The following is a 26,895-nucleotide window of genomic DNA, read 5'->3' as shown; positions in this document are numbered from 1 at the left end:
GCGACAGTGATGAAAGACGTGATGCCCGCCTGAGAATCACGTCTTGTCAAATTGCGTATGCATTAATAAATACGTTAGTGAGGTCGCGTGACGAAAGATAGTCTATCCGGACATGAATAGGCGCTGCACAAGGATACATCATGGCAAAAAATTTCGAGATCGCTGTTTTCGAAGGTGATGGTATCGGGCCTGAAATCATGGAACCGACAGTCGCGCTATTGTGTGATCTTGCGCAAGCGTCTGGCGCTTATGATTTCACGTTTCTGAAGCTGCCAGCTGGTGCGGCCCATTATGCCAAGACCGGTGAAAGCCTTCCCGCGGCGTCGCTCGCATCCGCGCAAAGCGCAGACGCGATCCTGCTGTCTGCCATGGGGTTGCCCCATGTGCGCTATCCCGACGGGACAGAAATCTCGCCACAGATTGATTTGCGGAAGGCTTTCAATCTTTTTGCGGGGGTGCGTCCGGTGCGTGTCAGCGAAGGCGGGCTGACCCCGCTGAAGATGGCAGCGGGCAGGTCCATCGACTTCGTCCTGATCCGCGAAAGCACAGAAGGTTTGTTTTATACGCAAGGCAAGGGCGAAGTGACCCACGACGAAGCACGCGAAACCCTGCGGATCACGCGGGACGTATCCGAGTTGTTGTTTGCCTTCGCCTTCAACCTCGCCGCAGAGCGCAAACATCAAGGGCGTGGGTCGGGCCGCGTGACCTGTGTTGATAAGGCGAACGTGTTTCGCGCATTCGCCTTCTTTCGCGAAATCTTCGATGCAGAGGCCGCAAAGCACCCAGACCTGAAGGCCGATCACGCCTATGTTGACGCAACCGCCCTCTGGATGGTGCAAAAACCGTGGGATTTCGACGTGCTGGTAACGGAAAACATGTTCGGCGATATCCTTTCAGATCTCGGGGCAGGTCTGATGGGCGGTCTGGGCCTTGCCCCCTCGGCGGATATCGGACTGAAGAACGCTGTGTTCCAGCCGTGCCACGGATCTGCGCCCGATATCGCCGGTCAGGGCAAGGCGAACCCGTTCGCGATGATCCTGTCGGCAGCGATGATGCTGGACTGGCTTGGTACGAAACACGGCGTGTCTGCGATGAATACCGATGCCCAGCGCCTGCGCACGGCGGTTGATGCGCAGGTAGCAAGGCGCGCCGATGTCACGCCTGACCTTGGCGGCACGGCAACGACAGCGCAAGCGGCGGCCGCCATCGGCGACGCGCTTTTGACGCAGACATGATCCGCGTCGGTTGTCTTGGTGCCGGCTATTTCAGCCAGTTCCACATCGACGCATGGCAGCGTATCGACGGTGCCACGCTTGTCGGGGTCGCCGATACCGATCTGACCAAGGCACAGGCCACCCCTGCTCCCGCATTCGGTGCACTGGATGACATGCTGTCACATGCTACCCCAGAACTTCTGGACATCATCATCCCGCCTGCCGGTCACGCACGGGCAATCCGCACGGCGATCAAGGCAGGGATCAAAACCATCATCTGCCAGAAACCCTTTTGCACATCACTCGCAGAAGCAGAAGACATAGTCGCACTGGCCGACGAAAAGGACATTACACTGATCGTCCACGAAAATTTTCGGTTTCAGCCCTGGTATCGCACCATCAAGGCCGCGATCGACAACGGCGACATCGGAACGCCGCTGCAGGCGACGTTCCGGCTACGCCCCGGTGATGGCCAAGGGCCCGACGCCTATTTGGCGCGCCAGCCTTACTTTCAGAAAATGGACCGCTTTCTAATCCATGAAACCGGTGTGCACTGGGTCGATACGTTCCGCTATCTCTTTGGCGACCCAACCGCTGTCTATGCTGATTTGCGGCGGGTCAATCCGGTGATCGCGGGCGAGGATGCAGCCGTGCTTCTGTTCGATCACCCTAACGGCGTACGCACGATTTTCGATGCAAACCGCTGTCTGGACCACGCCGCCGAAAACACCCGCTGCACCATGGGCGAAGGGCTGTTCGAAGGTGACAAAGGGACATTGTCCCTCTTTGGGGACGGGTCGGTTCATCTGCGCGCCTTCGGTTCGCAGGATTCGCAGGTTCTGCTGGCACCCGACAAGTCCGGCACATTTGGGGGGGATTGCACCTATCACCTGCAATCCCACGTCATCGCTGCACTACAGGGACTCGCACCTTTCGAGAATACGGCGGCGGCGTATCTTATTGTGATCAAAACGGAACAGGCGATATATTCGTCGGCAGAACACCAGAAAAAAGTGGTAGTGTCTTCCCAATGACCCCCGCAGGAAGCAAATCAAAACCTAATTCCACCATCGCCGTGGACAAGCTGCGTGCGCTGATCTTTTCAGGGGAACTCGGTGCGGGAACGGACCATCTGGAAAGCGAACTTGCAACGAAACTTGGCATGTCGCGCACACCGGTCCGCGAAGCGGTCCTGATCCTTGAATCGCAAGGCCTGCTCGAGGTGCGTCCCCGCAAAGGCGTGCGGATCACGCCCGTGTCACCCGGCGATATGGCTGAAATTTATGACGTTCTGACAGAACTCGAAAGTCTCGCGGCCGCCGACGCCGCGCGGCGCGGGTATACAAAGGCGGACCTTGGCCGTCTGGCCCGCAGTATCGATGCGATGGAACTGGCGCTGGCTCGTGACGACCGCACAGAATGGGCAAAAAGCGATGAACGCTTTCACAGCGAACTTGTCCGTCTTGGTGGAAACTCCCGTGTGCAGATCATCGCCGCGATGATGTCGGATCAAGTGCGGCGCGCGCGCATGGTCACGCTTTACATGCGTCCCGCCCCCGATCAGTCCAATGCCGACCATCGTGGCGTCTTTGAAGCGATATCGCGCGGCGAAGCAGAGGCGGCGCGCAACATCCACCGCGCACACCGGATGAATGCCAAACGCATCCTAATCGCGCTCTTGGCAAAGCACCATTTGAATGCGCTTTAACCAGCCAGCTGGTCACTTAGAAAGCGCTGAAAACAAAGGCTTTCGTCCAGAACCACCACATCATCAATGGCAGCACCAATCAGCTGCGCACGCTCGGGCTGACGGATCGCTTCAGCCGGGTTTGTGATCGCCATGCGCAGCGCCTCTGTTCGGTCGATACCGCAGTTTGCGATCAGGCGCTGAAGGCTTGCGCCCATGGTCGTATGTGCCCCCGCTAACGCGCCGTCTTCATTCACCAGCCGCCCCTTCGCCAGCGTGATCGTCTGATCATAAAGCCTGAAACGATCCGGCCCGCCCACCGTGGGCATTGCATCGGACACCAGCATCATGCGGTCAGCGACCGGGCGCGCCCGACAGGCGAGCGCGATCATCTCGTCCGCAACGTGATGTCCGTCACAAATGATGCCAAGAAAACATTCCGAATTGATCAGTGCCCCAACGGCTCCCGCATCGCGCGCCTGCATCTGCGACATGGCGTTGAACAGATGCGTGCCGCATCGCGCGCCGGCCGCAATTGCCTGCGCGACAAGTGCTGCAGAAGCATTCGTATGTCCGATCGATACGATCACGCCCAGCGCCACCATGTCCGCGATCTGCGCAGTGGTCGCCGCCTCAGGCGCGATAGTGATCATCACGGGCAAGCCAGCAGCGCACAGCTTTTCCAACAAATCAAACGTATGGGCATCAATAGGCCTGACATGCTCTGCCGCGTGCGTCCCCCGCTTGTCCTTCGCGATATGCGGGCCTTCAATGTGCAGGCCCAGAAGGCCCCTCTCACCCTTCGCCGCGATCACGGCAGCAACCGCGCGCTCCAGCGTTTCGGGGGTATCAGTGATGACGGTTGGCATAATCGCGACGGTTCCGAAACGCCTGTGCGCCGCAGCTATCGCCTTCAGACCATCGCACGCGGGTGCTGTGTTCAGAAGCACTCCGCCACCACCATTGACCTGCACATCAATAAATCCGGGACACAGCAAACCGGCCAAACTGATAGCGTCCGGTGGTGCCATGCCACTTTCCATGATTTCGGTCACGACACCGCCTACAATGCGGATGGCGCACCCTTCGCGCAAATCGCGACCATCGAACAGGCGTTCAGGAATGATCCAATTGTTGCTCATGCCAAGGACCGCGTCGCCGCATAAGCCGCCCCGCGCGCGCCACTTGTCTCTCCTCCGGCGGCGAGAACGATAGGCGGGATCGCAAATTCACCGATCTGGGCAGCTTGCGCCGCCAGCGACAGGCTTTCGGTGACTCCAGCGATCCGGCTCAACCCGCCGCCCAAAACGATGACATCGGGATCAACGGTCAGCACGAGGTTGCAGATCAGATCGCCGGCAAAAGCATTCCATGCTTGCCAAGCTGGCGCGAAAACCCCCTCGCGGTCGCTGGCGATAACCACAGGATCTGCAGCATGACCAGTCAGTGCAAGCGCCAATCGCGCCATCCCCGGACCAGCGACGAACTGCTCGATACATCCCGTGCGCCCGCAGTTGCACGGTTCCAACGACAAACCATATTGCTGGACCAGATGCGCCGGGGCAGAGGTATGGCCGATTTCGCCCCCCGTGCCGGTCGGGCCGTCCACCAGATCACCGTTGATGACAAGACCACTGCTCACCCCCGTCCCCATGACAATGGCCGCAACGCTCCGGTGGCCATGTCCTGCGCCAAAGATGGCTTCGGATAAGGCAAGCGTGCGGCAATCATTCAGGACATGAACGGGGCTTCCAATCGACCGTGCGATATCGGCCGGAAACGCCTTGCCCGTGATCGGCAAGTTCGCGGCCAAGGCCAGACCTGTCGCCCGGTTGATCAGACCTGCAGACCCAATGCCGACTGGGCAGTCCGCGCCGGCAATGCCCCGCGCCCAACCGATCTCTGCGGCAAGCATCGCGATCAGATCGTCATAGGCGGTCGGCGTCGCGACGCGCCGCTTTGCAACAACCTGCCAGTTATTGTCGAAAACCTGCGTTTCGATCTTGCTCCCGCCAAGGTCGATGCCGATTGCGAAAGTCATGTCAGAATCCGGAAACGGTCGCGGATAGCACGATCTTGCGCCGCGGTCAGGTATTGCGGATGATGGGTGGCCAACACATCGCGCGCCTTGTCCCTCGCCCTGTCCCATGCAGTGCGTGCACCGTCTTCGGCCCAGGTGCGGGGCTGTGCGCGATCGGCAAGGCGCGGATAGTGATAATCGCGTTCCATCGCCGCGAATGTATGGGCTTCGCCAAGGAAATGGCCAGCACCCAGAACCGCTGTGCAGATGGCCTCGAAACCCAGGTTGTCGTCATTCACCTCGACGCCGCGCAAGGTGCGATAGGTCATGGCGTGCATTTCGTCATCCAGAATGAAGGCCTCGAAACTGACGCCTAGCAGGGCGGCGGTCATGCCGGAACTTTCATAGATCAGATTGCCGCCCGCAAGAGCTGCCGCAAGGCTGGTCATGCCTTTTTCGATGCCATATTGCGCATCAATCGCCTTTGCATCGGTCATGGAACAGGCCACACCGGACGGCAGGCCGATCCAGTTGGACAACTGCGCAGAGGCCGCGTTCAGCAAGGCCGTTTCACCGCCTCCGCCCGCAAAGGCACCGCTACGCAGATCGATGACCAGCGGCCAATTGGAAAAGACCATCGGATATCCGGGCGAGATCACGTTGACCATGACAAGGCTCGCAAGTGTTTCAGCCAGCGACTGCGCCAGAAACCCGGCAAGGGTCGCCGGCGCTGTCGCACCCGCCTGTGCTGCCGTGATGCAGGACATGGGGATGTTGTGCGCAATGCATTCATAAACCACATCAACGGCATCCGCGCCAAAGCGCATCGGCGAAATGACAGGGCTGATATGCGCCTTGACGAACGGACGCTTGGCAAAAGCGCCCGCGCCCCCGGCAGCGATATCGAACAGATCGACAATCGGGGCGACGTGGTCCGCCACGGTGAATGCGGTGGCAACCGGCTTGGTCGTGTTACACATCAGGGCGTAGGCAGTGTTCACATCCAGATCGAAACTGTCCGCCACGTCCGTCGCGATACAACAGCGCGTGAACCAGGCCACATTATCCAGCGTATCCTGTAGACGCGTGAAGTCATGCAGATCCCGCAGTGTGGCCGGGCGGTAAAGCCCGCTGTCCAGATCAAGTGTCTGTACTGCCGCGCCACCGGTTCCGAAATAGACCCGATCGCCGCCAACCTCGATCGAACGGTCAGGATCGCGCCCGTGCAGGGTGAAACGCTTGGCGCTTTTGGCGATGGCGTCCTCGACCATGGCGCGAGGCATCTGCAAACGGCCATCCGGACGTGTCTGTGCGCCCGCAGCCACCAGATCGGCCGCAAGCCGGTCTGGCACCTCGCCCATACCCAGATCGGACAGCAGACGTAGCGCCGTGTCATAGATCGACTGCAAATCCGGCTCTGTCAGCGGGCGATACATGCCCCCAACCTGCCCCGGCGGTGCCGGGTTGATTGCTGGGGGCAGCGCGTGCTTGACCAGCCGTGCCTTGCGTCCTGAACGCGGCGGTCGCTGGGTATCTTCAGTCGTCGCGGTTTTTTTCATGGTCAAAGTGGAAACCGCGCCGCCGGTCTTTGCAATCAAAACAAACAGCTATTCGAAAATAGCGAACGGACCGTGTGGGAAATGCAAAGTCCACGCAGGACGGTTGACGATGCCGCAAAAAAACCGCTCCACTCATCGGATGGCAAGGAGACTAGCGACATGAAATCCCAGACGCGCGTTGTCGTCATCGGTGGCGGTATCGCCGGTTGCTCGACGCTTTATCACCTGACGCAGGAAGGCTGGAGCGATGTCGTCCTTTTGGAACGCAATGAACTGACCTCCGGAACAACGTGGCATTCCGCAGCACAGGTGACGAATTTCGGGATGAACCAGACGATGGTTGGCCTCAAGAGCCATTCCATCGCGCTTTACAAGGACCTTCGTGACGATCCGGAATACCCGGTCAAATACAACCATGGTGACGGCGGCATCCGGCTTGCCAACACGCAGGCGCAGATGGACGGCTATCGTCACTTTGCATCCATGGCACGGGGCATGGGCGTCGAATTCGAGGTGATCGACGCTGCCGAATGTGCCCGCCGCCACCCGCTGATTTCGACCGATAACCTCATCGGCGGCTTGTGGGATGGTAACGACGGGGACATCGACCCGGCCCAGCTTTGCGCAGCTTTGGCACGGCGCGCCCGTCAGGCCGGTGCCGAGGTCTATCGCAACACGCCCGTCACTGGTCTGACCCAGAAAAAGGATCACAGCTGGACAGTTCACACCGCCCACGGCGATATCGACTGCGAAATCGTCGTCAACGCCTGCGGATACCGCTTCAACGAGGTGGGCGCGATGATGGGCGTCCAACACCCCGTCACGTCGATGGAACACCAGTATTTCGTGACCGAAGATATCCCTGCCATTGCAGAGGCCGGTCATCGCATGCCCCTGCTGCGCTGTCCGATCAGCGATTATTATTGCCGGCAAGATAAGAACGGCCTGCTGGTCGGGTTCTATGAACAGGACTGCAAAACCTGGGGCATGGACGGGATCGATCCGCATTTCGTCAATGCCCTCTGCCCCGATGATCTGGACCGCATCACCGACGTGCTGGAAGGTGCCTTCGCGCGCATGCCCGCCCTGGCAGAGGTTGGAATCCACACCGTCGTAAACGGGCCCATCACGTACACCATCGACGGGGCCCCGCTGGTCGGACCGATCCCGGGAAAACGCAACGCCTTTTGCATTATCGGGTTGCGGGCGGGGCTTGGCGAAGGCGGCGGGCATGGCTGGTTGCTGGCCCAACAGATCGTCCACGGCGAGGCGTGCTATGACACCTGGTGCATCGACCCGCGCCGCTTTACCGGGCATGCCACGACCGAACTGACAGCATTGAAAGCGATCGAGGATTACCAGAACGAATTCCGCTTTCATTTTCCGAACGAACACCGCCCGGCAGGGCGTATGGCAAAAACCACGCCGCTTACCCCCATCCTTGCTGCTGAAGGCGCGCAATTCACCATCGTCAACGGATGGGAACGGGCAGAGTATTTTGGCGAAGTCCACCCCACCCCGTCATTCCGTTTCGATGAAACCTTCGATCTCGTGGGGGCCGAGGTTGCAGCCGTGCAATCCGGCTGCGGTCTGGCAGAGGTCAACGGCTTCAATCGTATCGAACTGACCGGCAAGGATGTGCACAGCTTTCTTGACCGCATGGTCTGCGGCAATCTTCCCAAAAGGCCGGGCCGACTTGGGCTGACCTATCTGCTGAACGATCACGGCATGCTCAAGGCCGAAGCGACCATCGCGAACATCCCCGCATCCGATCGCGGACCGGACCGCGTCTGGTACGGGTCGGCGGCAGCATCGGAATACCACGACCGCGACTGGCTTGCGCATCACGTGCACGACGACGAAGACGTGCAAATACGCACGCTCACCGATGATCAGACGATCCTTGTTCTGGCCGGACCAAAAGCGCGCGACATTCTGCAAAAGGTCAGCCGCGCCGATTGGTCCGACGCGGCGTTTCCGTGGTTGTCGGTGCGTGAATGCTTCATCGGGATTGCCCCCGCGACCGTGATGCGCGTCAGCTTCAGCGGTGAGCTGGCATACGAACTGCACATACCGAATGCGTCGCTCTACGCCGCCTATCTGGCAATCCGCAACGCTGGCGATGTGACCCTGTTCGGCGCGCACGCCGTTGAATCGATGCGGATGGAAATGGGGTATCTGCATTGGAAAGCGGATATCCTCACGGAATTCAGCCCTTTTGAAACCGGACTCGACCGGTTCGTAAAAAAGGACAAGCCCGCGTTCATTGGCAAAGCCGCCTTGGCCGCGCATGCGCCCCGAAAACGGCTTGTGTCGATGGTGATTGACAGCACCACCGCACCTGCACGGGGCGGCGCATCTGTGATGCATGGGGACCGTGTCATTGGGACAGTCACATCGGGGCACTGGGGCTATCGCGTTGGCAAGAATATCGCCTACGCTTTCGTGGATCTCGATCACACGGACCAAGGCACAAAGCTGGAAATCGATGTGCTGGGAACGCGCGTCCCAGCAGAGGTGGTCCAACCAGCACTTTATACGGAAGCAAGCCGCTAGGTCAGTGCAACCCTGCGCAGACGCAACGCGTTGGACACCACAAACACAGAGCTAAGCGCCATCGCACCGGCAGCCAGCATCGGCGAGAGCAGCATACCGTTCACCGGATAAAGCACGCCGGCGGCGACAGGTATCAATGCCGCATTGTAGGCAAACGCCCAAAACAGATTCTGGCGGATGTTGCGCATCGTCTTGCGGCTGATGACAAAAGCCTTTTGCACCGTCTCCAGATCATGGCCTGACAGAACGACATCAGCAGCTTCGATGGCAACGTCCGTGCCGCTGCCCACCGCGATACCCACATCGGCGGTCGCCAACGCCGGAGCATCATTGATACCGTCACCAACAAAGGCGACAGGCCCGTATTGGGCACGCAGGCCTTCGATTGCGGCAACCTTGCCGTCTGGCAGGACGTCCGCAACCACGTGATCGATGCCAAGCGACGACGCGATAGCCTCTGCCGTGGCGTGGTGATCGCCGGTGATCATCGCGACCTTGATCCCCTGCGCGTGCAGTCCCGCAACCGTCGCGGCAGAACTTGGCTTGACCGGATCAGACACCCCGATCACTGCCGCGATCTTGCCGTTAATTGCGGCGTAGACAGGGGTAATACCCTTTGCCGCGATCTCTGCACCTTTGGCTTCCAATTGGCCAAGCGCGATAGCGGACGCCGCCATGAAACGCCCAGCCCCGACAATGACGTCATCATCGCCAACCTGTGCAGTCGCGCCCATACCGGTGACCGAATTAAAGGCCGACACTTCGGGGATGGACAGATCGCGTGCCTCTGCCGCCGCCACGATTGCTGCGGCAATGGGATGTTCGGACCGGCTTTCCACAGACGCCACGGCGGCCAGAACCGCTGCTTCATCGAATTCCGGCGCGACCGCAAAGGTCGTCATTTGCGGGCGGCCACGTGTCAGCGTGCCGGTCTTGTCAAAGGCGACGACAGCGACAGTCTGCAATGATTGCAAGGCGTCACCCTTGCGAAACAGCACGCCTGCCTCGGCCGCGCGGCCGATCCCGACCATAATCGACGTCGGCGTCGCAAGACCCATCGCGCAGGGGCAGGCAATAATCAGAACCGAAATGCCCGCAACAAGGGCAAATGGCACAGCAGGTGCAGGACCGAATACAAGCCAAACCGCTGCCGTCAGCGCCGCAAGCGCCATGACCACGGGTACGAACACGCGCGTGACGCGGTCAACCAGCGCCTGCACCGGCAGCTTGGTCCCTTGCGCGTCCGCAACCATACGCACGATCTGCGCCAGTACTGTCTGCCCGCCGACTGCCGTGGCACGATAGCGGATCGCTCCGGTGCCGTTCACCGTGCCGCCGACCACCGCATCGCCGATCGTTTTTTGCACGGGCACCGGTTCGCCGGTCAGCATCGATTCATCGATAAAGGACGCGCCTTCAATCACCTCTCCGTCAACAGCTACCCGTTCGCCCGGGCGCAATTGCAACGTGTCACCAATGACGACGGACTCCAGCGGCACGGCATTCACCGCCCCGTCCCTTTCGACCAAGGCGGTTTGCGGCTGCAGCCCGATCAAACGCTTGATCGCAGCGCCTGTCCGCCCTTTGGCCCGCGCTTCCAGCCAGCGGCCCAGCAGGATCAGGGTCGTGATGACACCAGCAGACTCGAAATAGACAGCCCGCGTGTTTTCGGGGAACAGCGCTGGCGTGAACAAGGCCAGCGTCGAATAGGCCCACGCGGCAAAGGTGCCCAGCGCCACCAGCGAATTCATCTCGGGCGCGCCGCGCAACAGCGCGGGTACCCCGATGCGGAAAAACCGCGCGCCCGGCCCGATCAGGACAGCAGTAATCAGGATGAACTGGATCGCCCAACTGTTTGTGTGACCAATCGAATTGTCGATCAGGCCCATAAAGCCGGGAATGACATGTCCACCCATTTCCAGAATGAACACAGGCAGCGTCAGAACCGCCGCAAGCAGCGTCGCCTTGGACAATTCTACCTGCTCTTGCGCCTGTTCGCTGTCTTGGCCAAGCGCGTTCAGATCAACCTCAACCTTTGCCGGATATCCGGCAGAGCCAGAGGCAGAAGCGATGTCATCGGGGGTTACCGCATCTGGCGCGTACGTGACAATTGCTGTGTGCGTGGCAAGATTTACGGCCGCACTTTCCACGCCGGCCAGCGCCGCCATCGCACGTTCCGAACGACCCGCGCAGGATGCGCAGGACAGGCCGGATATCGAAAGGCGGACAGTTTCGGACATGTCTGGGGGCCTTTTGCCATCTTCACTCTATCTAGGACCGCATCCCTTCCATTTTCAAGCGGACTTCAGATATCCCACCCGAATTCACGACACTGGGTCAGGATCATTTCCTCAACCCATTCGCGCGACGTGTTGATGCAGTTCAGTTGCAAATACCAATAGGCGAATGCGGCAAAGTCCGGCTGGTCCGTCATGACCGTGTCAAATGCCGCGGCAACGGGCACGCCGCGGCGCACACTTTTGAAAGGGTGATGAAACTCGCAATCGGCAAAGACAATGGCAGGTCGCTGATAGAACAGCCCCCGCAATACAACCGAAGAATTCTGCGTCACAATGTAATCGCAGGCATGCAGCGCAGTATCAAGATCGCCGTCAAATACGGTGACACGCGGATCGCTGGCAAACTGCGCAATCGCGGCCAATTCGTCCACGCTGTAGCTTTCTTTGGGGTGTAACTTCAGCCAGATCTGACGGTCTTTTTCATGTGCCATCGTCGCGCGGATCATATCGACAGGCGATACGGCCTGTTGCGACCTGCGCGCCAATAGCTGCCCCTGCAGGGCGACAAGAACAACGCCGGATGCCTCTGTCGTTTTTGGTTTGACGATCAGTTTTTGCCATATGCGAAAGAAGCTTTGCGCCTTTTGCGCGGGGATGTCCGCAGGGCAGAACGGGCGATCCACCAGCCGGTACTTTGCACGGATCGGCGACTTTTCCATCCGGTAGAACGGCCCGATGGCCGTGCGGCGCACATCCAGTGACAGATCGTGGATCGGCACCTTGTGATCAAACAGGGCGAAACACGGCGCGAACAGCGATTCCTTGCGGATATCGTTGCTGTCATCGATCAAGTTTACCTGCAGTCCGATACTTTCAAAGGCAGTCATGGCGCGACTGTAAAACCGGTGCCCCGTGCCATCAGTCAACTGACGGATCGTGCGCGGACGCAGGTAAAAATCAACCGTCCGTGTCACGACTCTCCCTGTCCAAAATCGGGGGTTGCCGCCGTGACTTTGAAGATCGCGTAGACCTGTGACCCGACAGACAGGTTCATTGCGCGGGCGGATCGCGTGCTGATCTGCGCCAAAAGCCTTTCGTCACCCGCTTTCAGCGAAACGGCGAGTGCGGGTCCATCCCCTTCTGTGATGCCCAGAATTTCGACCGGCAGGGCATTCAGCGCGCTTAGCCCGGCGGGGGCCTGCGTCGAAAGTATGATGTCCTGCGCCGGAACGCGCAGACGCAAACGCGCACCAACCTGCCCGATCTTGCCTTGCAGCAAAACTGTCCCACCTGCGCATGCAACCTCTGTCAGCGCATCATCGGAATCATGGCGCTGGACAACAGCCGTCAGAACAGCGCCCGCATCAGCCCGCCCCAAAAGGGCCAACGACGCGGGATCGGCCATCACCTCTTCCAAGGGTCCGACGCGTGCGACACGGCCATTGCGGATCACGGCCAGCGATGTGCCAAGCCGCGCGACTTCCGCGATGGCATGGCTGACGTATATGATCGGGATCTCTGCCGTGTCGCGCAACGCTTCGAGGTACGGCAGGATTTCCGCCTTGCGCGGGCCATCAAGTGCGGCAAGCGGTTCATCCAGCAGCAAAAGCTGCGGATCGCACATCAACGCGCGGCCCAACGCAACCCGCTGGCGCTCCCCGCCCGACAACCGGTTCGGCTGTCGCTCCAGCAATCCTTGCAGACCCAAAAGACAGATGATGCGCGCTTCATCGTGTTGGCCTCCATAACGCAGGTTTTGGTGCACGCTCAGGTGCGGAAACAACCGCGCGTCCTGAAACACATACCCGACGCGGCGCTTGTGCGGCGGCAGCCAGATGCCCTTGTCCGTATCGAAAAACACCGCGCCATTCACGCTGACCCGCCCGCGATCAGGACGCAAAAGCCCCGCGATCGCATTTATAATACTGGTTTTTCCACTGCCAGACCGACCGAACAGGGCCGTGACGCCCACAGGTGTGCTGAAAGATGCATCCAAAGCGAAATCGCCAAGCCGGTGTTGAATATCAACCTCGATCATCAGCGATTAACCCGCTGGACTGCGCGGCGCGCCAGCCATTCCGATACCAGCAATGCCCCCATCGACAACACGATGGCGACAACGACAAGGCTGACCACCCCCCGTTCCTGCCCCGGCACCTGCAACAGTCCGTAGATGGCCGACGGAATTGTTTGGGTCTGCCCCGGAATTGCCGCCACAAATGTGATCGTGGCCCCGAATTCACCCAGTGCCTTGGCAAACCCAAGCACCGCGCCTGCAAGGATGCCCGGCCACACCAGCGGCAGGGTGACGGTGCGAAACACACGCCAGCGGCTTGCGCCAAGCGTCGCAGCCGCGTCTTCCAAACCGCTATCCACGGCCTCGAACCCAAGGCGCATGGCCCGCACCATTAACGGAAAGGCCATGACCCCAGCGGCCAGTGCCGCACCGGTCCAGCGAAAGGCAAGTGTCAGGCCAAGCGTCGTGGACAGCCAGCCCCCAACCGCGCCTTGCGTCCCGAAAATGACAAGCAAAAGGTAACCCGTCACGACGGGTGGCAACACCAAAGGCAGATGAATGAGGACGTTGAAAAGCTGCTTGCCGACAAACACCTTGCGTGCCAGCACATGCGCCGCCCAGATCGCCAGCGGCAGCGTGAAAATCACGGCAACCAGTGCCACGCGTAAGGACAGCCAGATCGCTGCCCATTCTGCCGGTCCAAGTCCACCCGTCATTCCGGCGCGACCTTTTGAAACCCGGCAGCTGCGAAAATCTCCTGCGCCTGCGGGCTGTGCAACCGGTCCAGAAACGCCAGCCCCTCGGCCGTGACCGCCGCCGCCGGATAGCGGATCGGCTCATGGCTGTCGGCCGGAAAACGCGCGACGGCAAAAACACCGTCAACCAGTGCAGCATCGCTTGCATAACCGATCGCCAGTGGGGCCTCTTTACGGGCGACCAGCGCGACAGCGGCGCGCACGTTATCGACTTCGGCGACATGTGGCGACAAACGGTCCCAAAGCCCCAGATGCGTCAGCGCGGCCTTGCCATAGATGCCCGCAGGCACAGAGGCGACAAAGCCCATGGCCAGCCGCCCCCCATCCAAGCGGGTCAGCACGGCGTCAACAGTAAGGTCAAGAGGTTCCGGCTTCGCCGCAAGAACGACAAGGTGATTGCCAAGGATGTCTGCGCGGCTTTCTGGCAAGACGTGTCCACCTGTTTCCAGTATGTCCATCCAGTCTGTGCTGGCAAGGATGACCACATCGGCAGGTGCCCCCAGACTGATCTGGCGTGCCAGCGTGCCACTGCCACCGTACGACACAACCACATCGCCTGCCTCTGCCGCAATCTGATCAAGTGGCCCTTTCAGGCTTGCCGCAGCGAAGACAAGGATGTCATCCGCAGCCAGCGGCGTGCCAAGACAGGCAATCACAAGAACAAGCGTTTTGAACATAAGCGTTTATTGAGCGCAGCGGCGAGACTGGCAAGGGGGCGGTTTGGCTGCTAGTGCGATGGCACCACTTTTTCGAAGGCCTATATGCGGTGTTTCTTTATCGGCTCCTTTCTCCCCTGATCGGTCTTGCGCTGCTCTGCCGCGCACTCTGGGCCGTTCTGCGCGGGACAGAAGGCTGGGGCGACATGCGCCAACGCATCATGGGGCCGCGCGTTACATGTCCGGCGGTCTGGGTGCATGGGGCGAGCGTGGGCGAAATGAACGCTGCGCGCCCAATCATTGCGGCGTTGGCACAGGAAATGCCGGTGCTGGTCACGGCGACGACAACCACTGGGCGCGCCACCGTGTGCAACTGGGGACTTGTGAACGTGCAGGCGGGTCTGGCACCGCTGGATTGGCGCTGGATCACCCGCCGGTTCCTGCGGCGCAACAGGATCACGGGCCTCGTCATCATTGAAAACGAACTTTGGCCCAACCGGATCATCACCTGTCACAAGAACTCCCTTCCGGTCGCGATGGTCAACGCGCGCATGTCGGCAGGCAGCGCGCGGACATGGCAGCGTTTCGGCGGGCTTGCGCAGCACGTGCTGAAGCCGATGATACTGGTCGCGCCGCAAGATAGCGAAAGTGCTGCCCGCCTGACTCAGCTGGGCGTGCGATCCGATGCCCTGGCGTCGCCGGTCAACCTCAAGGGGCTTTACGTCCCGAACCACACACAGATCCCGCACTATCTGCGCGCACGCGACCCTTCGCAAACGGTTCTCGCCGCTGCCACACACCCGGGGGAAGATGATATCGCGCTATCCGCCCTGAAGATCATGCGTGCAACCCGCCCCGATATCGGTCTCATCATCGCGCCACGTCATCCTGTACGGGGGGCCGAAATCGGAACCGCAGCAGAAGCCGCCGGATTTTCCGTCGCCTTTCACAGCAGCGACGACGCCCCTGATACGGACGTCTTCATCGCCGATACGTTGGGCGACATGCATCTGTGGTATCGGCTGGCCGGGGTCGCATTCATCGGGGGGTCGCTGGTCAACAAAGGCGGGCACACGCCATTCGAACCGGCCGCATACGGTTGCCCGATCCTCTTTGGCCCGCATGTGGCGAATTTTACCGATACCTATGCGGCACTCACCAAAGCGAACGGGGCGGTCGAGGTCACGGACGCGGCAAGCCTCGCGCAGGCAGCACTTGCACATATCGGTGATACGTCAATGGCCGCCCGTGCAAAGGCAGCACTGGATCAGCCCGACATCACACCACTGCTTGACCAGATCAGACAGGCCCTAGGCCCAAACACCTGACCGCGCGGTCAACTGCGCGACACGCGTGCGCACCTCATCTGATATCGGCCCTTCGCGGGGTTGATCGCGCAGCGTTGTCACCCACTGCTCAGGCGGGGCCTTGACCCGCGATTGCCCCGTCCATTTCAAGGCGCGCAGGACGTCTTGCGCAGGATTCGGCAGGCGCTCGGGAACGTCATGCCCGTTCAACGTCGCCCAGACGCCGGTCCAGCATCGCCCCACGGACCACGGGTTGTAACCACCCCCGCCCAGCACAACAAAGCGCGGTGCCATGGGCATCAGGGCAGCGACAACGGCCCAATGCGCGTTATTGGAAAGGGCCATCCGCGACTGCGGGTCTTCGGTGACGGCATCCGCGCCGCATTGCAAAACGATGGCGTCAGGACGAAACGCTGCAACAGCTGGCAGGATCAGCCTTTCACGGACGAACGCCATTTCCGTGTCATTGAAACCGGCAGGGACCGGCAGGTTGAAGACCTGACCGCTGCCCGCGTCCTCAAGCGCGCCGGTGCGCGGCCAGCGGTTCTGTTCATGTGTGCTAACAAGCAGGACATCGGGTTCATCGGCAAAGGCGTATTCCACCCCATCAGGATGATGGGCATCAACATCAATATAAGCCACGCGGGTCGCACCGTTGCGGCGCAAGGACTGGATCGCAAGCACTGGATCGTTGAGATAGCAAAACCCGTTCGCGCGATCGGGAAACCCATGATGGGTGCCCCCGGCTGGCGTATAAATAATCCCGCCCTCACGCAGCAATTCACCTGCGAGCATGGCCGCACCGGCAGAGGTGGCGGGTCGGCGATACATTTCGGGAAAAACGGGGTTGGCGTGGGTGCCAAGACCGTGGCGTGCGCGAACCGCATCGGATACGGCCTGCGCCGTTTCAGCTGCTTGCAAAGCGGCCACATATGCCGAGGTATGAAAACCGTACAACGCTGCAGGTTTCGCCCGCGGGCTGACCAAATACTGATGGGCAGGTAGCCAGCCAAGGGCCCGTGCCAGATCCATCACGGTGGACACACGGGGCACGCGCAACGGGTGCCAATGACCATAGCTGGAGTGCCGATAAATCTCAGAACCGATAAATCGGGGCGGTTGATTCATTCGCATCTTGCCTGTGTCAACGCTGCGTGGAACGGTAGATCCGTCAATGCAAAGGAACCTAAGGCGCGTGCCTCAACAAGCCACCAAAAAGAAAAAACGCCAGTTGCCCTTGAAACTGCGGGAAGGTGGGAAAACAGATGTTCGCACACAGTTCGCGGCCCTGTGCTATCGCGTGACGGATGGAACGGTCGAAGTCTGCCTTGTGACCAGTCGTAAGTCGAAACGCTGGATTCTGCCCAAAGGCTGGCCAATGCACAAACAGACTCCCGCAGCAGCCGCCGCAACCGAAGCTTGGGAAGAGGCTGGGGTGACCGGTCAGCCGATCGACCACTGCCTCGGGGCCTACTCATATGTCAAACCGCTCTCTCAGAACCCTACGCCGGTGATCGTGATGGTTTATCCTGTGAAAATCACCAACATCGCGAGCAAATGGCCCGAAAAGAAGCAGCGCAAACGCAAGTGGGTGCCCCAGCGAATTGCGGCGAAGAAATTGCAAGAACCCGAATTGCGCCGGATCGTTGCGACCTTCGATCCCGAACGCCTCGAGAATTGATTGTCTTTTCAACAAAGATACTTATCTTCGATCTATCCGCATTTCTCAGGCGACAGGACAATGATCCGCTATACGCTGACATGTGACAACGACCACCATTTCGAAAGCTGGTTTCAGTCCGGCGACGCATTCGAACGGCTGCTCAAGGCTGGCATGGTGAATTGTGACGCCTGCGGGTCTGCGCAAGTCAGCAAAACGATCATGGCACCAGCCATTCCCAAAAAGGAACACCGCAGCAAGCCGGACGTGGCTGAAAAACTTGCCGCCCTGAAAAAGCACATTGAGACGAACGCGGACTACGTCGGCAACACGTTCTATACCGAAGCCCGCGCAATGCATGACGGCGAAAAACCAGCACGCGCCATTTATGGTCAGGCGGACGCGAAACAGGCGAAATCGCTGATCGAAGACGGTATTCCGGTCATGCCACTCCCATTTATTCCCAAAAAGCAGACGAACTGATGACATATCTGATTACCGGCGCAAACCGCGGTATCGGCGCGGAAATGCGCACGCAATTGCAATCACGCGGTGACACGGTCATCGGAACGCACCGCGATGCGCCACAGGACGGGTTTCTGCAGCTGGACGTCACGCAGCCCGCAGATTTTGACAAGCTGGCGCAGGGCCTTCAGGGGCACAAGATTGCGACGCTCGTCTGCAACGCTGGCGTTTACCTGGACAAGGGCGAAGACCTTGAAACAGGTTATCCGCAGGACATGTGGGCCGCGACCTTTGCCGCGAATGTGACCGGCGTGTTCAAAACGATCCAGACGGTCCTGCCGTTTCTGGAAAGCGGCAGCAAGATCGGCATCATCTCCAGCCAGATGGGGGCCAACGCAAAGGCAAGCGGTGGCAGCTACATCTACCGTGCGTCCAAGGCGGCGGTGCTGAACCTTGGCAGCAACCTTGCGACCGATCTGAAATCGCGCGGCATTTCCGTCGGCATTTATCATCCGGGATGGGTGCAAACGGACATGGGCGGCGACGTGGCGGCGATCACCCCGACGCAAAGCGCAAATGGGCTGATCGCCCGGCTCGACGACCTCAGCATCCAGACCAGCGGGACATTCCAGAACTGGGACGGCACGCCGCACCCCTACTAGGCAGGGCGGAAGGTTGGGCGCGCAAAAATGTGACGCTACGGCACCCCGCCCTGACCGATGCCATTGCCCTTGTGGGCAGAGCGCATTAAAGGGACGCCAAAGGGCTCCAAGGACTTCCCATGCCAACACTCGTGATGAAATTCGGCGGCACGTCGGTCGCTAATCTTGACCGGATTGCACGCGCGGCCAAGCGTGTCTCGGTCGAGGTCGCAAAAGGCTACGATGTGATCGTGATCGTCTCGGCCATGTCCGGCAAGACGAACGAACTGGTCGGCTGGGTCGATGAAACATCGCCGCTTTACGATGCGCGGGAATATGACGCCGTCGTGTCCTCGGGGGAAAACGTCACCGCTGGCCTGATGGCGCTGCGTTTGCAGGAAATGGGGATCAATGCCCGCAGCTGGCAAGGCTGGCAGGTGCCGGTCCAGACAACATCGGCCCATGCCAGCGCCCGGATCGAGGATATCCCGCCCGCCAATATCCGCGCCCGCTTTGACAACGGCATGCAGGTCGCGGTCGTGGCCGGTTTTCAGGGGGTCAGCCCCGAAGGACGGATCACGACACTGGGACGCGGCGGGTCAGACACAACGGCAGTGGCTTTTGCCGCCGCATTCGAAGCGGAACGTTGCGATATCTATACCGATGTGGACGGCGTCTATACGACGGATCCGCGCATCACCTCCAAGGCGCGCAAGCTCGACAAGATCGCGTTCGAGGAAATGCTCGAACTCGCCTCGCTCGGGGCGAAGGTCTTGCAAACACGCTCTGTCGAACTGGCGATGCGCTACAAGGTGCGCCTGCGCGTGCTGTCGTCGTTCGAGGAACCATCTGACGAGGCAGGCACGCTGGTCTGCGATGAGGAAGAAATCATGGAACAAAATGCTGTTGCCGGTGTCGCATATTCCCGCGACGAAGCGAAACTGACACTCATTTCGGTCGCCGACCGCCCGGGGATCGCCGCGGCGATCTTCGGACCGCTGGCCGATGCGGGCGTGAACGTGGACATGATCGTGCAAAACATCTCTGAAGAAGGTCGCACCGACATGACGTTCTCGTGTCCGGTCGATCAGGTGTTGCGCGCGCAAAAAGCGATGGAAGACGCCAAGGCCAGCGAGTCAATCAACTTTCATGACTTCGTGACAGACGATCAGGTTGCAAAAGTATCAGTCGTGGGGATCGGAATGCGGTCACACGCCGGTGTTGCAGCAGATATGTTCAAGGCGCTGCACAACGAAGGGATCAACATCAAGGTCATCACGACCTCTGAAATCAAGATTTCGGTGTTGATCGACCGGAAATACATGGAACTTGCCGTGCAGGCGCTGCACGATGCATTCGATCTGCACAAAGCTGCCTGAATAACAGGCAGCACCGATTTCCCGAGGTTGATAGCGCAATGCCCCTTTGCCTTGTCGGACCTGTCCTTTAAGACAGTCAGCGGGGGAACGCATAATGCCGCAAAGCGTTGAATCAGAAAGCCGGAAACTGCTCGGACGCCTGCGAAAGGCGCTGGCAGAAGATGGGGCCGGACAGGAAAGGCTCGACCGGATCGTCGAACTGATCGCCAGTTCGCTGGCCACCGAAGTCTGTTCGATCTACCTGTTCCGCGATACCGAGACACTTGAACTTTGCGCCACCAAGGGTCTGCAGGCCGAAGCCGTGCACCTTACCCGCATGCGGCTCGGCGAAGGGCTTGTGGGCCGTGTCGCAAAGACCGGACAGGTCATGAATACCGCCGATGCCCCGAACGAACGCGGATTCCGCTATATGCCGGAAACGGGCGAGGAACGGTTTTCATCATTCTGCGGCGTGCCGATTCAGCGGCTTGGTGATGCGCTGGGTGTTTTGGTCGTACAGTCAAAGGAAGCCCGCGAATTCACCACTGACGAGGTCTACGCGCTCGAAGTCGTTGCGATGGTGATCGCAGAAATGACAGAACTTGGTGCCTTTGTCGGCGAAGGTGCCGCCCTGTCCGCACGCCACCAACAGGCAGTGATGTTCAAAGGCAGCGTTGGTCAGGAAGGCGTCAGCGAAGGTCAGGTCTATCTGCATGAACCGCGGGTCGTCGTCACGAACCCGATTTCCGAAGACCCGGACGTCGAACTGGCCCGCTTGCGCGAAGCAGTCGATACGCTGCGCATGAGTGTCGATGAGATGCTGACGGATTCGCCGCAGATGGTCGGCGATCAAAAACAGGTCTTCGAAGCCTACCGCATGTTTGCCAATTCCCGTTCGTGGATGAAGCGCATGGAAGACGACGTCTCCAACGGTCTGTCCGCCGAAGCGGCTGTCGAAAAGGAACAATCGCTTGCACGCTCGCGCCTTGGACAGGCCAAGGACGCCTATATGCGCGAACGGCTGCACGATCTGGACGATCTGTCGAACCGCCTTCTGCGCATACTGACAGGCCAAGGCAGCGAAACGGGTGCGGAAATGCCCGACAACCCAATCCTCGTCGCCCGCAACATCGGCCCTGGCGAGCTTTTGGACTATGGCAAGACATTGCGCGGGATCATTCTGGAAGAAGGGTCCGTCGGCTCGCACGCGGCCATCGTAGCCCGCGCCTGGGCCATTCCGCTCGTTATCAACGCCAAGGGCATCACAACCGAAGCGTTGAACGGTGACGTCGTGCTGGTTGATGGCGAACAAGGCATTGTTCACTTGCGCCCCGATGAACAGGTGCAGGCCGCATTCCGCGACAAGATCGCAATGCAGACGCGCGCGCAGGAACGTTATGCCTCGATCCGTGATCTGCCCGCACGGTCCAAATGCGGCACCGAAATCCAACTGCACATGAATGCGGGATTGATGGCCGATCTGCCATCGCTGGAAAGCTGCGGGGCGCTTGGCGTTGGTCTGTTCCGCACAGAGCTACAGTTCCTTGTGCGCAACAAGATGCCCCGACGCGCCGAACTTGTCGCATTGTACCGACGCGTGATGGATGCGGCCAAAGGCAAGCGCGTCGCCTTCCGCACGCTTGATATCGGGTCAGACAAGGTGCTGCCCTATATGAAGCCGAACGATGAACCCAATCCCGCAATGGGCTGGCGCGCGATCCGCGTGGGCCTTGATAAACCCGGGGTCCTGCGCATGCAGCTGCAGGCGCTGATCCGTGCCGCCAATGGTGAACCCTTGACGGTCATGTTCCCGTTCATCACGCTTCGCAGCGAATTTCGCGACGCAAAAGCGGAAATGGACAAGGTGCTCGCCCGCGAACAAAAGCTTGGCAATCCGCTGCCTTCCAAGATCGAGGTGGGTGCGATGCTGGAAACGCCATCGCTCGGATTTGCACCTGAAAGCTTCTACCAAGAGGTCGATTTCATCTCTGTCGGTGGAAACGATCTTAAACAGTTCTTCTATGCAGCCGACCGTGAAAACGAGCGGGTACGCAAACGCTATGACACGCTGAACGTCAGCTTTCTGAGCTATCTGGAAATGGTCGTGGGGCGTTGCGAAAAATCGAATACGCCGATCTCGTTCTGTGGCGAGGACGCAGGCCGCCCGATTGAAGCGATCTGTTTTGCCGCCCTTGGCTTTCGGTCGCTCTCCATGCGCCCGGCATCCGTCGGTCCGGTCAAGCATCTGCTTCGGCAAGTGGATCTAAGCGAGGTCAAATCCGTCATTAACAAGGCCCGCGAAAGCGGCGAGCAATCGGTGCGCACAGCCGTTTCAGACTATTTGCTGGATCAGGCGCGGTTGACTGGCAATCTGGCGGCGACAAGCGCTGTGTGAAACGCCTGTTCGACGGTGTCGGGTCCGTGAATTCGGGCGATGCGGCGCAGACCGAAATGAACGTGAGCCATTTCAACATAGTAATCGGTGAACGCATAGTTCGTCCCCGCACCGGCTGCGGCCCCCAGCAACGGCACCGCCTGTGACGCCAGTTTCTGCGTCAGAACGGTTGCAAAACGTGGTGCGACCCTGCCAAGCAGCCCGTTGATCGCCGCCCCTGTGATGCCAAGACGCGCGCCGATGAATGCGGTATCGACCCCGTCGTCGTCCGGCCCCGGCGCGCCTGCGCCAAAGACGGCAAGGCATTGCAGCCGGGTCTCCTGATCGGTCGGATCTTCGTCATATTGCACAGCAACGCCCTGCACCGCGCGGAAAATCATCGTGGTGGCAATCGGCAGTTCCGCCAACGCAGTGGGCAAACCGCCAACACCCCCAAGCGCGCCTGAAATCGTGGCAAGCACCTTATGCGCCCGATCCGACTTGATCCGCCCTGCCCCGACGCCCGTGCGGGACGTTGCGGCCACGTCATAGCTTTTTTGCAAGGCTTTACGGGCCGCGCCGTTGATTTGGGATTTCGCGCCTTTTGGCAGCAGCTTCAGCGTGTCTTCGACTTGACCGCCTACATAATTGATCGCCTGCATCAGCACGCCGTTTGCCTTGGCTTGGCGCCGCGCAAAGGCTGCAATCATCTCCTCCGCCTCCTCTGTCAGCGGCGGGTGTGGGTTATCGGGGTTCACCAATTTCATCTCGCTCATAAAGAATAGATATGACCGGCCCGACCCGGTTTCAATCTATGGCGCGCAGAACCGATCCGGTGACACCGTCCCAGGCATCATCCACAAGTTCGAGACCCAGAACACGTTTCGGGTTCGTCGGCGGTGGCATTTTCACGTCGCGCAGCCGGAAAAAACCGAACCGGCCGTAATAAGGTGCATCACCCACCAGCATGATCCTTTCCCAGCCAAGTGCGGCGGCCCGTCCGATACAATCCAGCATCAAAAGCGCAGCGATCCCTTCGCCCTGGCGTGTCGGATGGACGGCAATCGGGCCAAGCAGCAACGCTTGCTTTCCACCCACCTTCACCGGCCAGTTTCGCACCGCACCGGCCAGCACACCGTCATGATCCCGCGCAACAAGACAAAGGGCTGCAATCGGTCTGACATCCTCGCGCAGGCGATAGGATGACAAGGCGGATCGTCCGGGCGCAAAACACAGATCATACAGCATTTCGACTTCCCACCAGTCATCAAGCGTTTCCTCGGTGACGACAATCTCTTGTGTTCGCATCTTGCGCTGGCCTGCTCTGTCTTTTCAGGGCAGGTTAGCGGCTGGAACCACAGACGAAAAGGCGCAGCGATGTTCTATAGACCCGAAGACGGTCACGGCTTGCCACACAATCCATTCAACGCCATCGTCACACCCCGCCCGATCGGCTGGATCAGCACGCGCGGCGCGGACGGGTCCGACAACCTTGCACCCTATTCGTTCTTCAACGCAGTAGCCTACGAGCCGCCGCAGGTGATGTTCGCCTCGACAAGCGCGAAACCCGACAGGGACGGTACGAAGGACAGTGTCGCCAACATCCGCGATACCGGTGTTTTTGCCGTAAACATCGTGGCCTTCGCCATGCGTGATGTGATGAATCGAACATCAGGGCCCTGGCCGCGCGACACAGACGAATTCGCAGATGCCGGAATCGCCAAATCCGACTGCGCCACCATCGCCTGTGCCCGCGTGCAGGATGCGCCAGCGACGCTTGAATGCAAGCTGACACAGATCGTGCAGCTTCCCGGCGCGGCGAACTTTGTCGTTTTCGGCGAGGTCACCGGCGTCCATATGCGCGATGATTGCCTTGTGAATGGCCTATTCGACGTGACCACTTTCAACCCGCTCGCACGGCTTGGCTATCACGATTACAGCTTTGTGGACGCGGTCTTCAGCCTCAAGCGGCCTGAAAGCTGAGCGTCAGCAGGTCATCTGAACGTTCAGCCTGCGGATTCCGCTATACGCGATAGGCCGGTCCCGATTGCGGTGCTGGCTTGCGCCCGGATGGGATTCGTGAAGGCTGAAATTCGTGAATGTCGCCGCCAGTCCGGCCAACGTCCCGAAGTTCATCATACTCGCTGATTCCAGCGCCGGTCTGATGCGTTCAAGAATGTGCCACGCCGGATTCATCATCCTGTGCGTCAGTGTAAACTGGCGATTACCGGTGTCGTGCATCTGGTGCCAGTGTTCATTACGAAACGAGAAGGACAGCGCGAGGTCGCCCGGTGCCTCGCGCAATGCATAGCAGCCAGCCCTGAATGCGCTCTGGATCGCGCCGTCAGCGATACCTGTCATACCGCGCTGCAAGTTCGATGTGATCGCCTCGTTTCCGGCCGCGCGCGCGGCGGTGCGACCGGCACTCGGCAGGGTCTCGGCAAGACTGGCCATATCGGCCATTTCAAAGACTTCACCGACATCAATATTGAGGTTCCGGTATTCAAATGCACCGGTCCCGACTGCAAATAGTCGAATAGGCATGTAGCACTCCAATCACTCATTCAATGAACGGAGTCTACGCGATTTCCGGTTTATGACAAAGTCGGGAAAACCCTAGTGCCCGCCAATGATCCCGGTACGCACGGAATAGTCGACGGCCAGCGCGTAATCGGGGTCATCATCACTGTCGACCATCAGGTGCCCGGCCTTGGACAAAAGTTGGTGACAATCGCGGCTCAGGTGACGCAACTGGATCTTCTTGCCAGCCGTCTCGTACTTGGCCGCAACCGCCTCGATTGCCTGCAAGGCAGACTGGTCCACAACGCGGCTTTCGTTGAAGTCGATGATGACAAGCTCCGGATCAGCATCAGGTGCAAAAAGTTCTGCGAACCCGTCCGCAGACCCAAAGAAAAGCGGACCCTGAATGCGGTAAACCTTCTGACCTTCTGTCACCTCGGTATGGGCATGGATGCGGGTCGCGTTGTTCCAGGAATACGCCAGCGCGGACACGATCACCCCGACGACAACAGCCGTAGCAAGGTCGGTATAGACCGTCACAGCCGTCACCAGCACAATGACGAAAGCATCCGTCAACGGTACTTTGAACAAGATCGTCAGCGACTTCCACGCGAATGTGCCGATCACGACCATGAACATGACGCCCACAAGGGCCGCCAGCGGAATCTGCGCAATCAGACCGGATGCAAACAGGATGAAGGCCAGCAGGAACAAGGCCGCGACAACACCTGCAATCCGCGTGCGGCCGCCAGATTTCACGTTGATCATCGACTGGCCGATCATGGCACAGCCACCCATACCACCAAAAAACCCCGTGACAGTATTGGCAACACCCTGCGCGATACATTCCTGCGACGCACCGCCCCGCTTGCCAGTCATTTCGCCCACAAGGTTCAATGTCAGAAGGCTTTCGATCAAGCCGATCGCAGATAGAATCAACGCGTAAGGCAAGATAATCCAGAAAGTTTCCATGTTCAGCGGCGGCAGCAGATCACCATAAAGCCCGGTGACTCCGGTCGCCGGATCAAGGGTCCAGGGAATGTGGAACGGCGGCAACCCGCCCTCGATAGAGGCCAGATCACCCACGCGCGGCACGTCAAGGCCTAGCCCGATCACGAGAAGCGCGACAATTCCGATCCCGGCAAGCGGTGCGGGAATAAGACTGGTGATCTTGGGCCAGATCCAGATGATCGCCATGGTCAGGGCGGTCAGCGCCAGCATCATGTAAAGCGGCATGCCGGATAGCCATTCGCCGTTCGCCATGCCATGCCCGCCGCCACCATGGGCGGTCCCGGGCACCTGGAACTGGCCAAGCTGTGCCAGGAAAATGACGATGGCCAGCCCGTTCACAAAACCCAACATAACGGGATGAGGCACAAGGCGAATGAATTTTCCCCAGCGCATGATCCCGACAAAAACCTGAATAAGCCCCATTAGAATCACAGTTAGAAACAGGTATTCGACGCTGTGTTGCGCCACCAGTGACACCATGACGACCGCCAGGGCACCCGTCGCACCCGAAATCATCCCCGGCCGCCCGCCGATCACCGCAGTGATCAGACCGACGATGAACGCGGCATAAAGACCGACAAGCGGATGAACCCCCGCAACAAAGGCGAATGCGACCGCTTCGGGCACCAGCGCAAGCGCAACAGTCAGACCAGAAAGCACCTCAATCCGGATCCGACCGGGCGTCAACGGTGCATCGGGATCTTTCAAAGACAGACTGTCGGAGAAATTCGCCAGAAGGGCGCGGGCCATGTGCTTACCTGAGATTGGGAACTGCTTTGGCGCGGACCTAGCCCAGCACGCCCGCCTTGTCACCCCCAAGGCTGTAATTGGGTTGCAGACCCTCGCGTCACAAGG

The 26,895-nt window shown here is 59.7% G+C and carries 24 protein-coding genes; 11 read left to right on the top strand and 13 right to left on the bottom strand.

Annotated elements, in window-relative coordinates:
• Window positions 1-140: 140 nt before the first annotated feature.
• Genes BMY44_RS00920 through BMY44_RS00910 form a run of 3 tightly spaced genes read left to right on the top strand, consistent with a single transcriptional unit; the run spans window position 141 to window position 2,922 of the window.
• The gene (locus tag BMY44_RS00920; RefSeq protein WP_089989146.1) at window positions 141-1,235 is read left to right on the top strand and encodes an isocitrate/isopropylmalate dehydrogenase family protein; all 1,095 of its coding nucleotides are present in this window, start codon (window positions 141-143) and stop codon (window positions 1,233-1,235) included.
• Entirely contained in the window at window positions 1,232-2,248 is a 1,017-nt protein-coding gene (locus tag BMY44_RS00915) for a Gfo/Idh/MocA family protein (protein ID WP_089989143.1), read from the top strand. The genes BMY44_RS00920 and BMY44_RS00915 overlap by 4 nt, the downstream gene beginning before the upstream one ends.
• Window positions 2,245-2,922 carry a GntR family transcriptional regulator gene (locus tag BMY44_RS00910; protein WP_089989141.1) on the top strand — a complete coding sequence of 226 codons (678 nt, stop codon included), beginning with the start codon at window positions 2,245-2,247 and terminating at the stop codon, window positions 2,920-2,922. The genes BMY44_RS00915 and BMY44_RS00910 overlap by 4 nt, the downstream gene beginning before the upstream one ends.
• Here the strand turns inward: BMY44_RS00910 and BMY44_RS00905 are convergent.
• The 3 genes from BMY44_RS00905 to BMY44_RS00895 are packed head-to-tail and all read right to left on the bottom strand — an operon-like array spanning window position 2,919 to window position 6,480.
• Entirely contained in the window at window positions 2,919-4,043 is a 1,125-nt protein-coding gene (locus tag BMY44_RS00905; protein ID WP_089989138.1) for an N-acetylglucosamine-6-phosphate deacetylase, read from the bottom strand. The genes BMY44_RS00910 and BMY44_RS00905 overlap by 4 nt on opposite strands.
• The gene (locus tag BMY44_RS00900) at window positions 4,040-4,942 is read right to left on the bottom strand and encodes an ROK family protein (RefSeq protein WP_089989135.1); all 903 of its coding nucleotides are present in this window, start codon (window positions 4,940-4,942) and stop codon (window positions 4,040-4,042) included. The genes BMY44_RS00905 and BMY44_RS00900 overlap by 4 nt, the downstream gene beginning before the upstream one ends.
• Window positions 4,939-6,480: a trimethylamine methyltransferase family protein gene (locus BMY44_RS00895; protein ID WP_089989132.1), complete on the bottom strand. Its 1,542-nt coding sequence runs from the start codon at window positions 6,478-6,480 to the stop codon at window positions 4,939-4,941. Before BMY44_RS00895 ends, BMY44_RS00900 begins: the two co-directional genes overlap by 4 nt.
• Before the next feature lie 159 nt (window positions 6,481-6,639).
• Here BMY44_RS00895 and BMY44_RS00890 point away from each other — a divergent pair, with 159 nt between their 5' ends.
• The gene (locus BMY44_RS00890; protein ID WP_089989130.1) at window positions 6,640-9,036 is read left to right on the top strand and encodes a GcvT family protein; all 2,397 of its coding nucleotides are present in this window, start codon (window positions 6,640-6,642) and stop codon (window positions 9,034-9,036) included.
• On the opposite strand, the gene BMY44_RS00885 is transcribed toward BMY44_RS00890, so the two are convergent.
• The 5 genes from BMY44_RS00885 to modA all read right to left on the bottom strand — a co-directional run bounded on the left by BMY44_RS00885 (window position 9,033) and on the right by modA (window position 14,725).
• A complete protein-coding gene (locus tag BMY44_RS00885; RefSeq protein ID WP_089989127.1) occupies window positions 9,033-11,276 on the bottom strand; it encodes a heavy metal translocating P-type ATPase in 2,244 nt (747 codons plus the stop codon). The two genes, BMY44_RS00890 and BMY44_RS00885, sit on opposite strands and share 4 nt — an antisense overlap.
• 65 nt (window positions 11,277-11,341) lie before the next feature.
• A complete protein-coding gene (locus BMY44_RS00880) occupies window positions 11,342-12,250 on the bottom strand; it encodes a hypothetical protein (protein ID WP_089989125.1) in 909 nt (302 codons plus the stop codon).
• The gene (modC, locus tag BMY44_RS00875; protein WP_089989122.1) at window positions 12,247-13,314 is read right to left on the bottom strand and encodes a molybdenum ABC transporter ATP-binding protein; all 1,068 of its coding nucleotides are present in this window, start codon (window positions 13,312-13,314) and stop codon (window positions 12,247-12,249) included. Before modC ends, BMY44_RS00880 begins: the two co-directional genes overlap by 4 nt.
• Window positions 13,314-14,009, bottom strand: coding sequence for a molybdate ABC transporter permease subunit (gene modB, locus BMY44_RS00870; RefSeq protein WP_089989120.1), 696 nt, complete (start codon window positions 14,007-14,009; stop codon window positions 13,314-13,316). Before modB ends, modC begins: the two co-directional genes overlap by 1 nt.
• Window positions 14,006-14,725, bottom strand: a complete 720-nt coding sequence (modA, locus tag BMY44_RS00865; RefSeq protein ID WP_089989119.1) for a molybdate ABC transporter substrate-binding protein — start codon at window positions 14,723-14,725, stop codon at window positions 14,006-14,008. Before modA ends, modB begins: the two co-directional genes overlap by 4 nt.
• Window positions 14,726-14,814: 89 nt before the next feature.
• Here modA and BMY44_RS00860 point away from each other — a divergent pair, with 89 nt between their 5' ends.
• Window positions 14,815-16,032, top strand: a complete 1,218-nt coding sequence (locus tag BMY44_RS00860; protein ID WP_131801549.1) for a 3-deoxy-D-manno-octulosonic acid transferase — start codon at window positions 14,815-14,817, stop codon at window positions 16,030-16,032.
• Here the strand turns inward: BMY44_RS00860 and BMY44_RS00855 are convergent.
• On the bottom strand, window positions 16,015-17,145 hold the full coding sequence (locus BMY44_RS00855) for an acetoin utilization protein AcuC (RefSeq protein ID WP_423219729.1): 1,131 nt from the start codon (window positions 17,143-17,145) through the stop codon (window positions 16,015-16,017). The genes BMY44_RS00860 and BMY44_RS00855 overlap by 18 nt on opposite strands.
• 61 nt (window positions 17,146-17,206) lie before the next feature.
• On the opposite strand from BMY44_RS00855, the gene BMY44_RS00850 reads away from it, so the two are divergent.
• The 5 genes from BMY44_RS00850 (at window position 17,207) to ptsP (ending at window position 22,530) form a co-directional block, all read left to right on the top strand.
• Window positions 17,207-17,692, top strand: a complete 486-nt coding sequence (locus tag BMY44_RS00850) for an NUDIX hydrolase (protein WP_242650445.1) — start codon at window positions 17,207-17,209, stop codon at window positions 17,690-17,692.
• 60 nt (window positions 17,693-17,752) lie between these two features.
• On the top strand, window positions 17,753-18,154 hold the full coding sequence (locus tag BMY44_RS00845) for a DUF1178 family protein (protein ID WP_089989109.1): 402 nt from the start codon (window positions 17,753-17,755) through the stop codon (window positions 18,152-18,154).
• The gene (locus BMY44_RS00840; RefSeq protein WP_089989106.1) at window positions 18,154-18,798 is read left to right on the top strand and encodes an SDR family NAD(P)-dependent oxidoreductase; all 645 of its coding nucleotides are present in this window, start codon (window positions 18,154-18,156) and stop codon (window positions 18,796-18,798) included. Before BMY44_RS00845 ends, BMY44_RS00840 begins: the two co-directional genes overlap by 1 nt.
• Before the next feature lie 119 nt (window positions 18,799-18,917).
• Window positions 18,918-20,156: an aspartate kinase gene (locus BMY44_RS00835; protein WP_089989103.1), complete on the top strand. Its 1,239-nt coding sequence runs from the start codon at window positions 18,918-18,920 to the stop codon at window positions 20,154-20,156.
• 94 nt (window positions 20,157-20,250) lie between these two features.
• Entirely contained in the window at window positions 20,251-22,530 is a 2,280-nt protein-coding gene (gene ptsP, locus BMY44_RS00830) for a phosphoenolpyruvate--protein phosphotransferase (protein ID WP_089989101.1), read from the top strand.
• On the opposite strand, the gene BMY44_RS00825 is transcribed toward ptsP, so the two are convergent.
• Window positions 22,485-23,276, bottom strand: coding sequence for an EcsC family protein (locus tag BMY44_RS00825; protein WP_089994319.1), 792 nt, complete (start codon window positions 23,274-23,276; stop codon window positions 22,485-22,487). The two genes, ptsP and BMY44_RS00825, sit on opposite strands and share 46 nt — an antisense overlap.
• Window positions 23,277-23,316: 40 nt before the next feature.
• Window positions 23,317-23,817, bottom strand: coding sequence for a GNAT family N-acetyltransferase (locus tag BMY44_RS00820; protein ID WP_089989098.1), 501 nt, complete (start codon window positions 23,815-23,817; stop codon window positions 23,317-23,319).
• A gap of 69 nt (window positions 23,818-23,886) precedes the next feature.
• On the opposite strand from BMY44_RS00820, the gene BMY44_RS00815 reads away from it, so the two are divergent.
• Window positions 23,887-24,492: a flavin reductase family protein gene (locus BMY44_RS00815; RefSeq protein ID WP_089989095.1), complete on the top strand. Its 606-nt coding sequence runs from the start codon at window positions 23,887-23,889 to the stop codon at window positions 24,490-24,492.
• 3 nt (window positions 24,493-24,495) lie between these two features.
• Here BMY44_RS00815 and BMY44_RS00810 read toward each other — a convergent pair whose 3' ends face one another.
• Both BMY44_RS00810 and BMY44_RS00805 read right to left on the bottom strand, forming a co-directional pair.
• Window positions 24,496-25,053, bottom strand: a complete 558-nt coding sequence (locus BMY44_RS00810) for a hypothetical protein (RefSeq protein WP_089989093.1) — start codon at window positions 25,051-25,053, stop codon at window positions 24,496-24,498.
• 72 nt (window positions 25,054-25,125) lie between these two features.
• On the bottom strand, window positions 25,126-26,790 hold the full coding sequence (locus BMY44_RS00805; RefSeq protein ID WP_089989090.1) for a SulP family inorganic anion transporter: 1,665 nt from the start codon (window positions 26,788-26,790) through the stop codon (window positions 25,126-25,128).
• Window positions 26,791-26,895 lie beyond the last annotated feature (105 nt).

This window comes from Cognatiyoonia koreensis (assembly GCF_900109295.1).
Taxonomy (GTDB): Bacteria; Pseudomonadota; Alphaproteobacteria; order Rhodobacterales; family Rhodobacteraceae; genus Cognatiyoonia; species Cognatiyoonia koreensis.
Note: the sequence above shows the minus strand (reverse complement) of the source record. Positions and strands in the feature narration are given on the sequence as shown.

Excerpts from the sequence above, each read along its gene's own strand:
- BMY44_RS00920 (WP_089989146.1), top strand. The coding sequence starts at position 141 with ATGGCAAAAAATTTCGAGATCGCTGTTTTCGAAGGTGATGGTATCGGG.
- BMY44_RS00915 (WP_089989143.1), top strand. The coding sequence starts at position 1,232 with ATGATCCGCGTCGGTTGTCTTGGTGCCGGCTATTTCAGCCAGTTCCAC.
- BMY44_RS00910 (WP_089989141.1), top strand. The coding sequence starts at position 2,245 with ATGACCCCCGCAGGAAGCAAATCAAAACCTAATTCCACCATCGCCGTG.
- BMY44_RS00905 (WP_089989138.1), bottom strand. The coding sequence starts at position 4,043 with ATGAGCAACAATTGGATCATTCCTGAACGCCTGTTCGATGGTCGCGAT.
- BMY44_RS00900 (WP_089989135.1), bottom strand. The coding sequence starts at position 4,942 with ATGACTTTCGCAATCGGCATCGACCTTGGCGGGAGCAAGATCGAAACG.
- BMY44_RS00895 (WP_089989132.1), bottom strand. The coding sequence starts at position 6,480 with ATGAAAAAAACCGCGACGACTGAAGATACCCAGCGACCGCCGCGTTCA.
- BMY44_RS00890 (WP_089989130.1), top strand. The coding sequence starts at position 6,640 with ATGAAATCCCAGACGCGCGTTGTCGTCATCGGTGGCGGTATCGCCGGT.
- BMY44_RS00885 (WP_089989127.1), bottom strand. The coding sequence starts at position 11,276 with ATGTCCGAAACTGTCCGCCTTTCGATATCCGGCCTGTCCTGCGCATCC.
- modC (WP_089989122.1), bottom strand. The coding sequence starts at position 13,314 with ATGATCGAGGTTGATATTCAACACCGGCTTGGCGATTTCGCTTTGGAT.
- modB (WP_089989120.1), bottom strand. The coding sequence starts at position 14,009 with ATGACGGGTGGACTTGGACCGGCAGAATGGGCAGCGATCTGGCTGTCC.
- modA (WP_089989119.1), bottom strand. The coding sequence starts at position 14,725 with ATGTTCAAAACGCTTGTTCTTGTGATTGCCTGTCTTGGCACGCCGCTG.
- BMY44_RS00855 (WP_423219729.1), bottom strand. The coding sequence starts at position 17,145 with ATGCGAATGAATCAACCGCCCCGATTTATCGGTTCTGAGATTTATCGG.
- BMY44_RS00845 (WP_089989109.1), top strand. The coding sequence starts at position 17,753 with ATGATCCGCTATACGCTGACATGTGACAACGACCACCATTTCGAAAGC.
- BMY44_RS00840 (WP_089989106.1), top strand. The coding sequence starts at position 18,154 with ATGACATATCTGATTACCGGCGCAAACCGCGGTATCGGCGCGGAAATG.
- BMY44_RS00835 (WP_089989103.1), top strand. The coding sequence starts at position 18,918 with ATGCCAACACTCGTGATGAAATTCGGCGGCACGTCGGTCGCTAATCTT.
- ptsP (WP_089989101.1), top strand. The coding sequence starts at position 20,251 with ATGCCGCAAAGCGTTGAATCAGAAAGCCGGAAACTGCTCGGACGCCTG.
- BMY44_RS00825 (WP_089994319.1), bottom strand. The coding sequence starts at position 23,276 with ATGAAATTGGTGAACCCCGATAACCCACACCCGCCGCTGACAGAGGAG.
- BMY44_RS00820 (WP_089989098.1), bottom strand. The coding sequence starts at position 23,817 with ATGCGAACACAAGAGATTGTCGTCACCGAGGAAACGCTTGATGACTGG.
- BMY44_RS00815 (WP_089989095.1), top strand. The coding sequence starts at position 23,887 with ATGTTCTATAGACCCGAAGACGGTCACGGCTTGCCACACAATCCATTC.
- BMY44_RS00810 (WP_089989093.1), bottom strand. The coding sequence starts at position 25,053 with ATGCCTATTCGACTATTTGCAGTCGGGACCGGTGCATTTGAATACCGG.
- BMY44_RS00805 (WP_089989090.1), bottom strand. The coding sequence starts at position 26,790 with ATGGCCCGCGCCCTTCTGGCGAATTTCTCCGACAGTCTGTCTTTGAAA.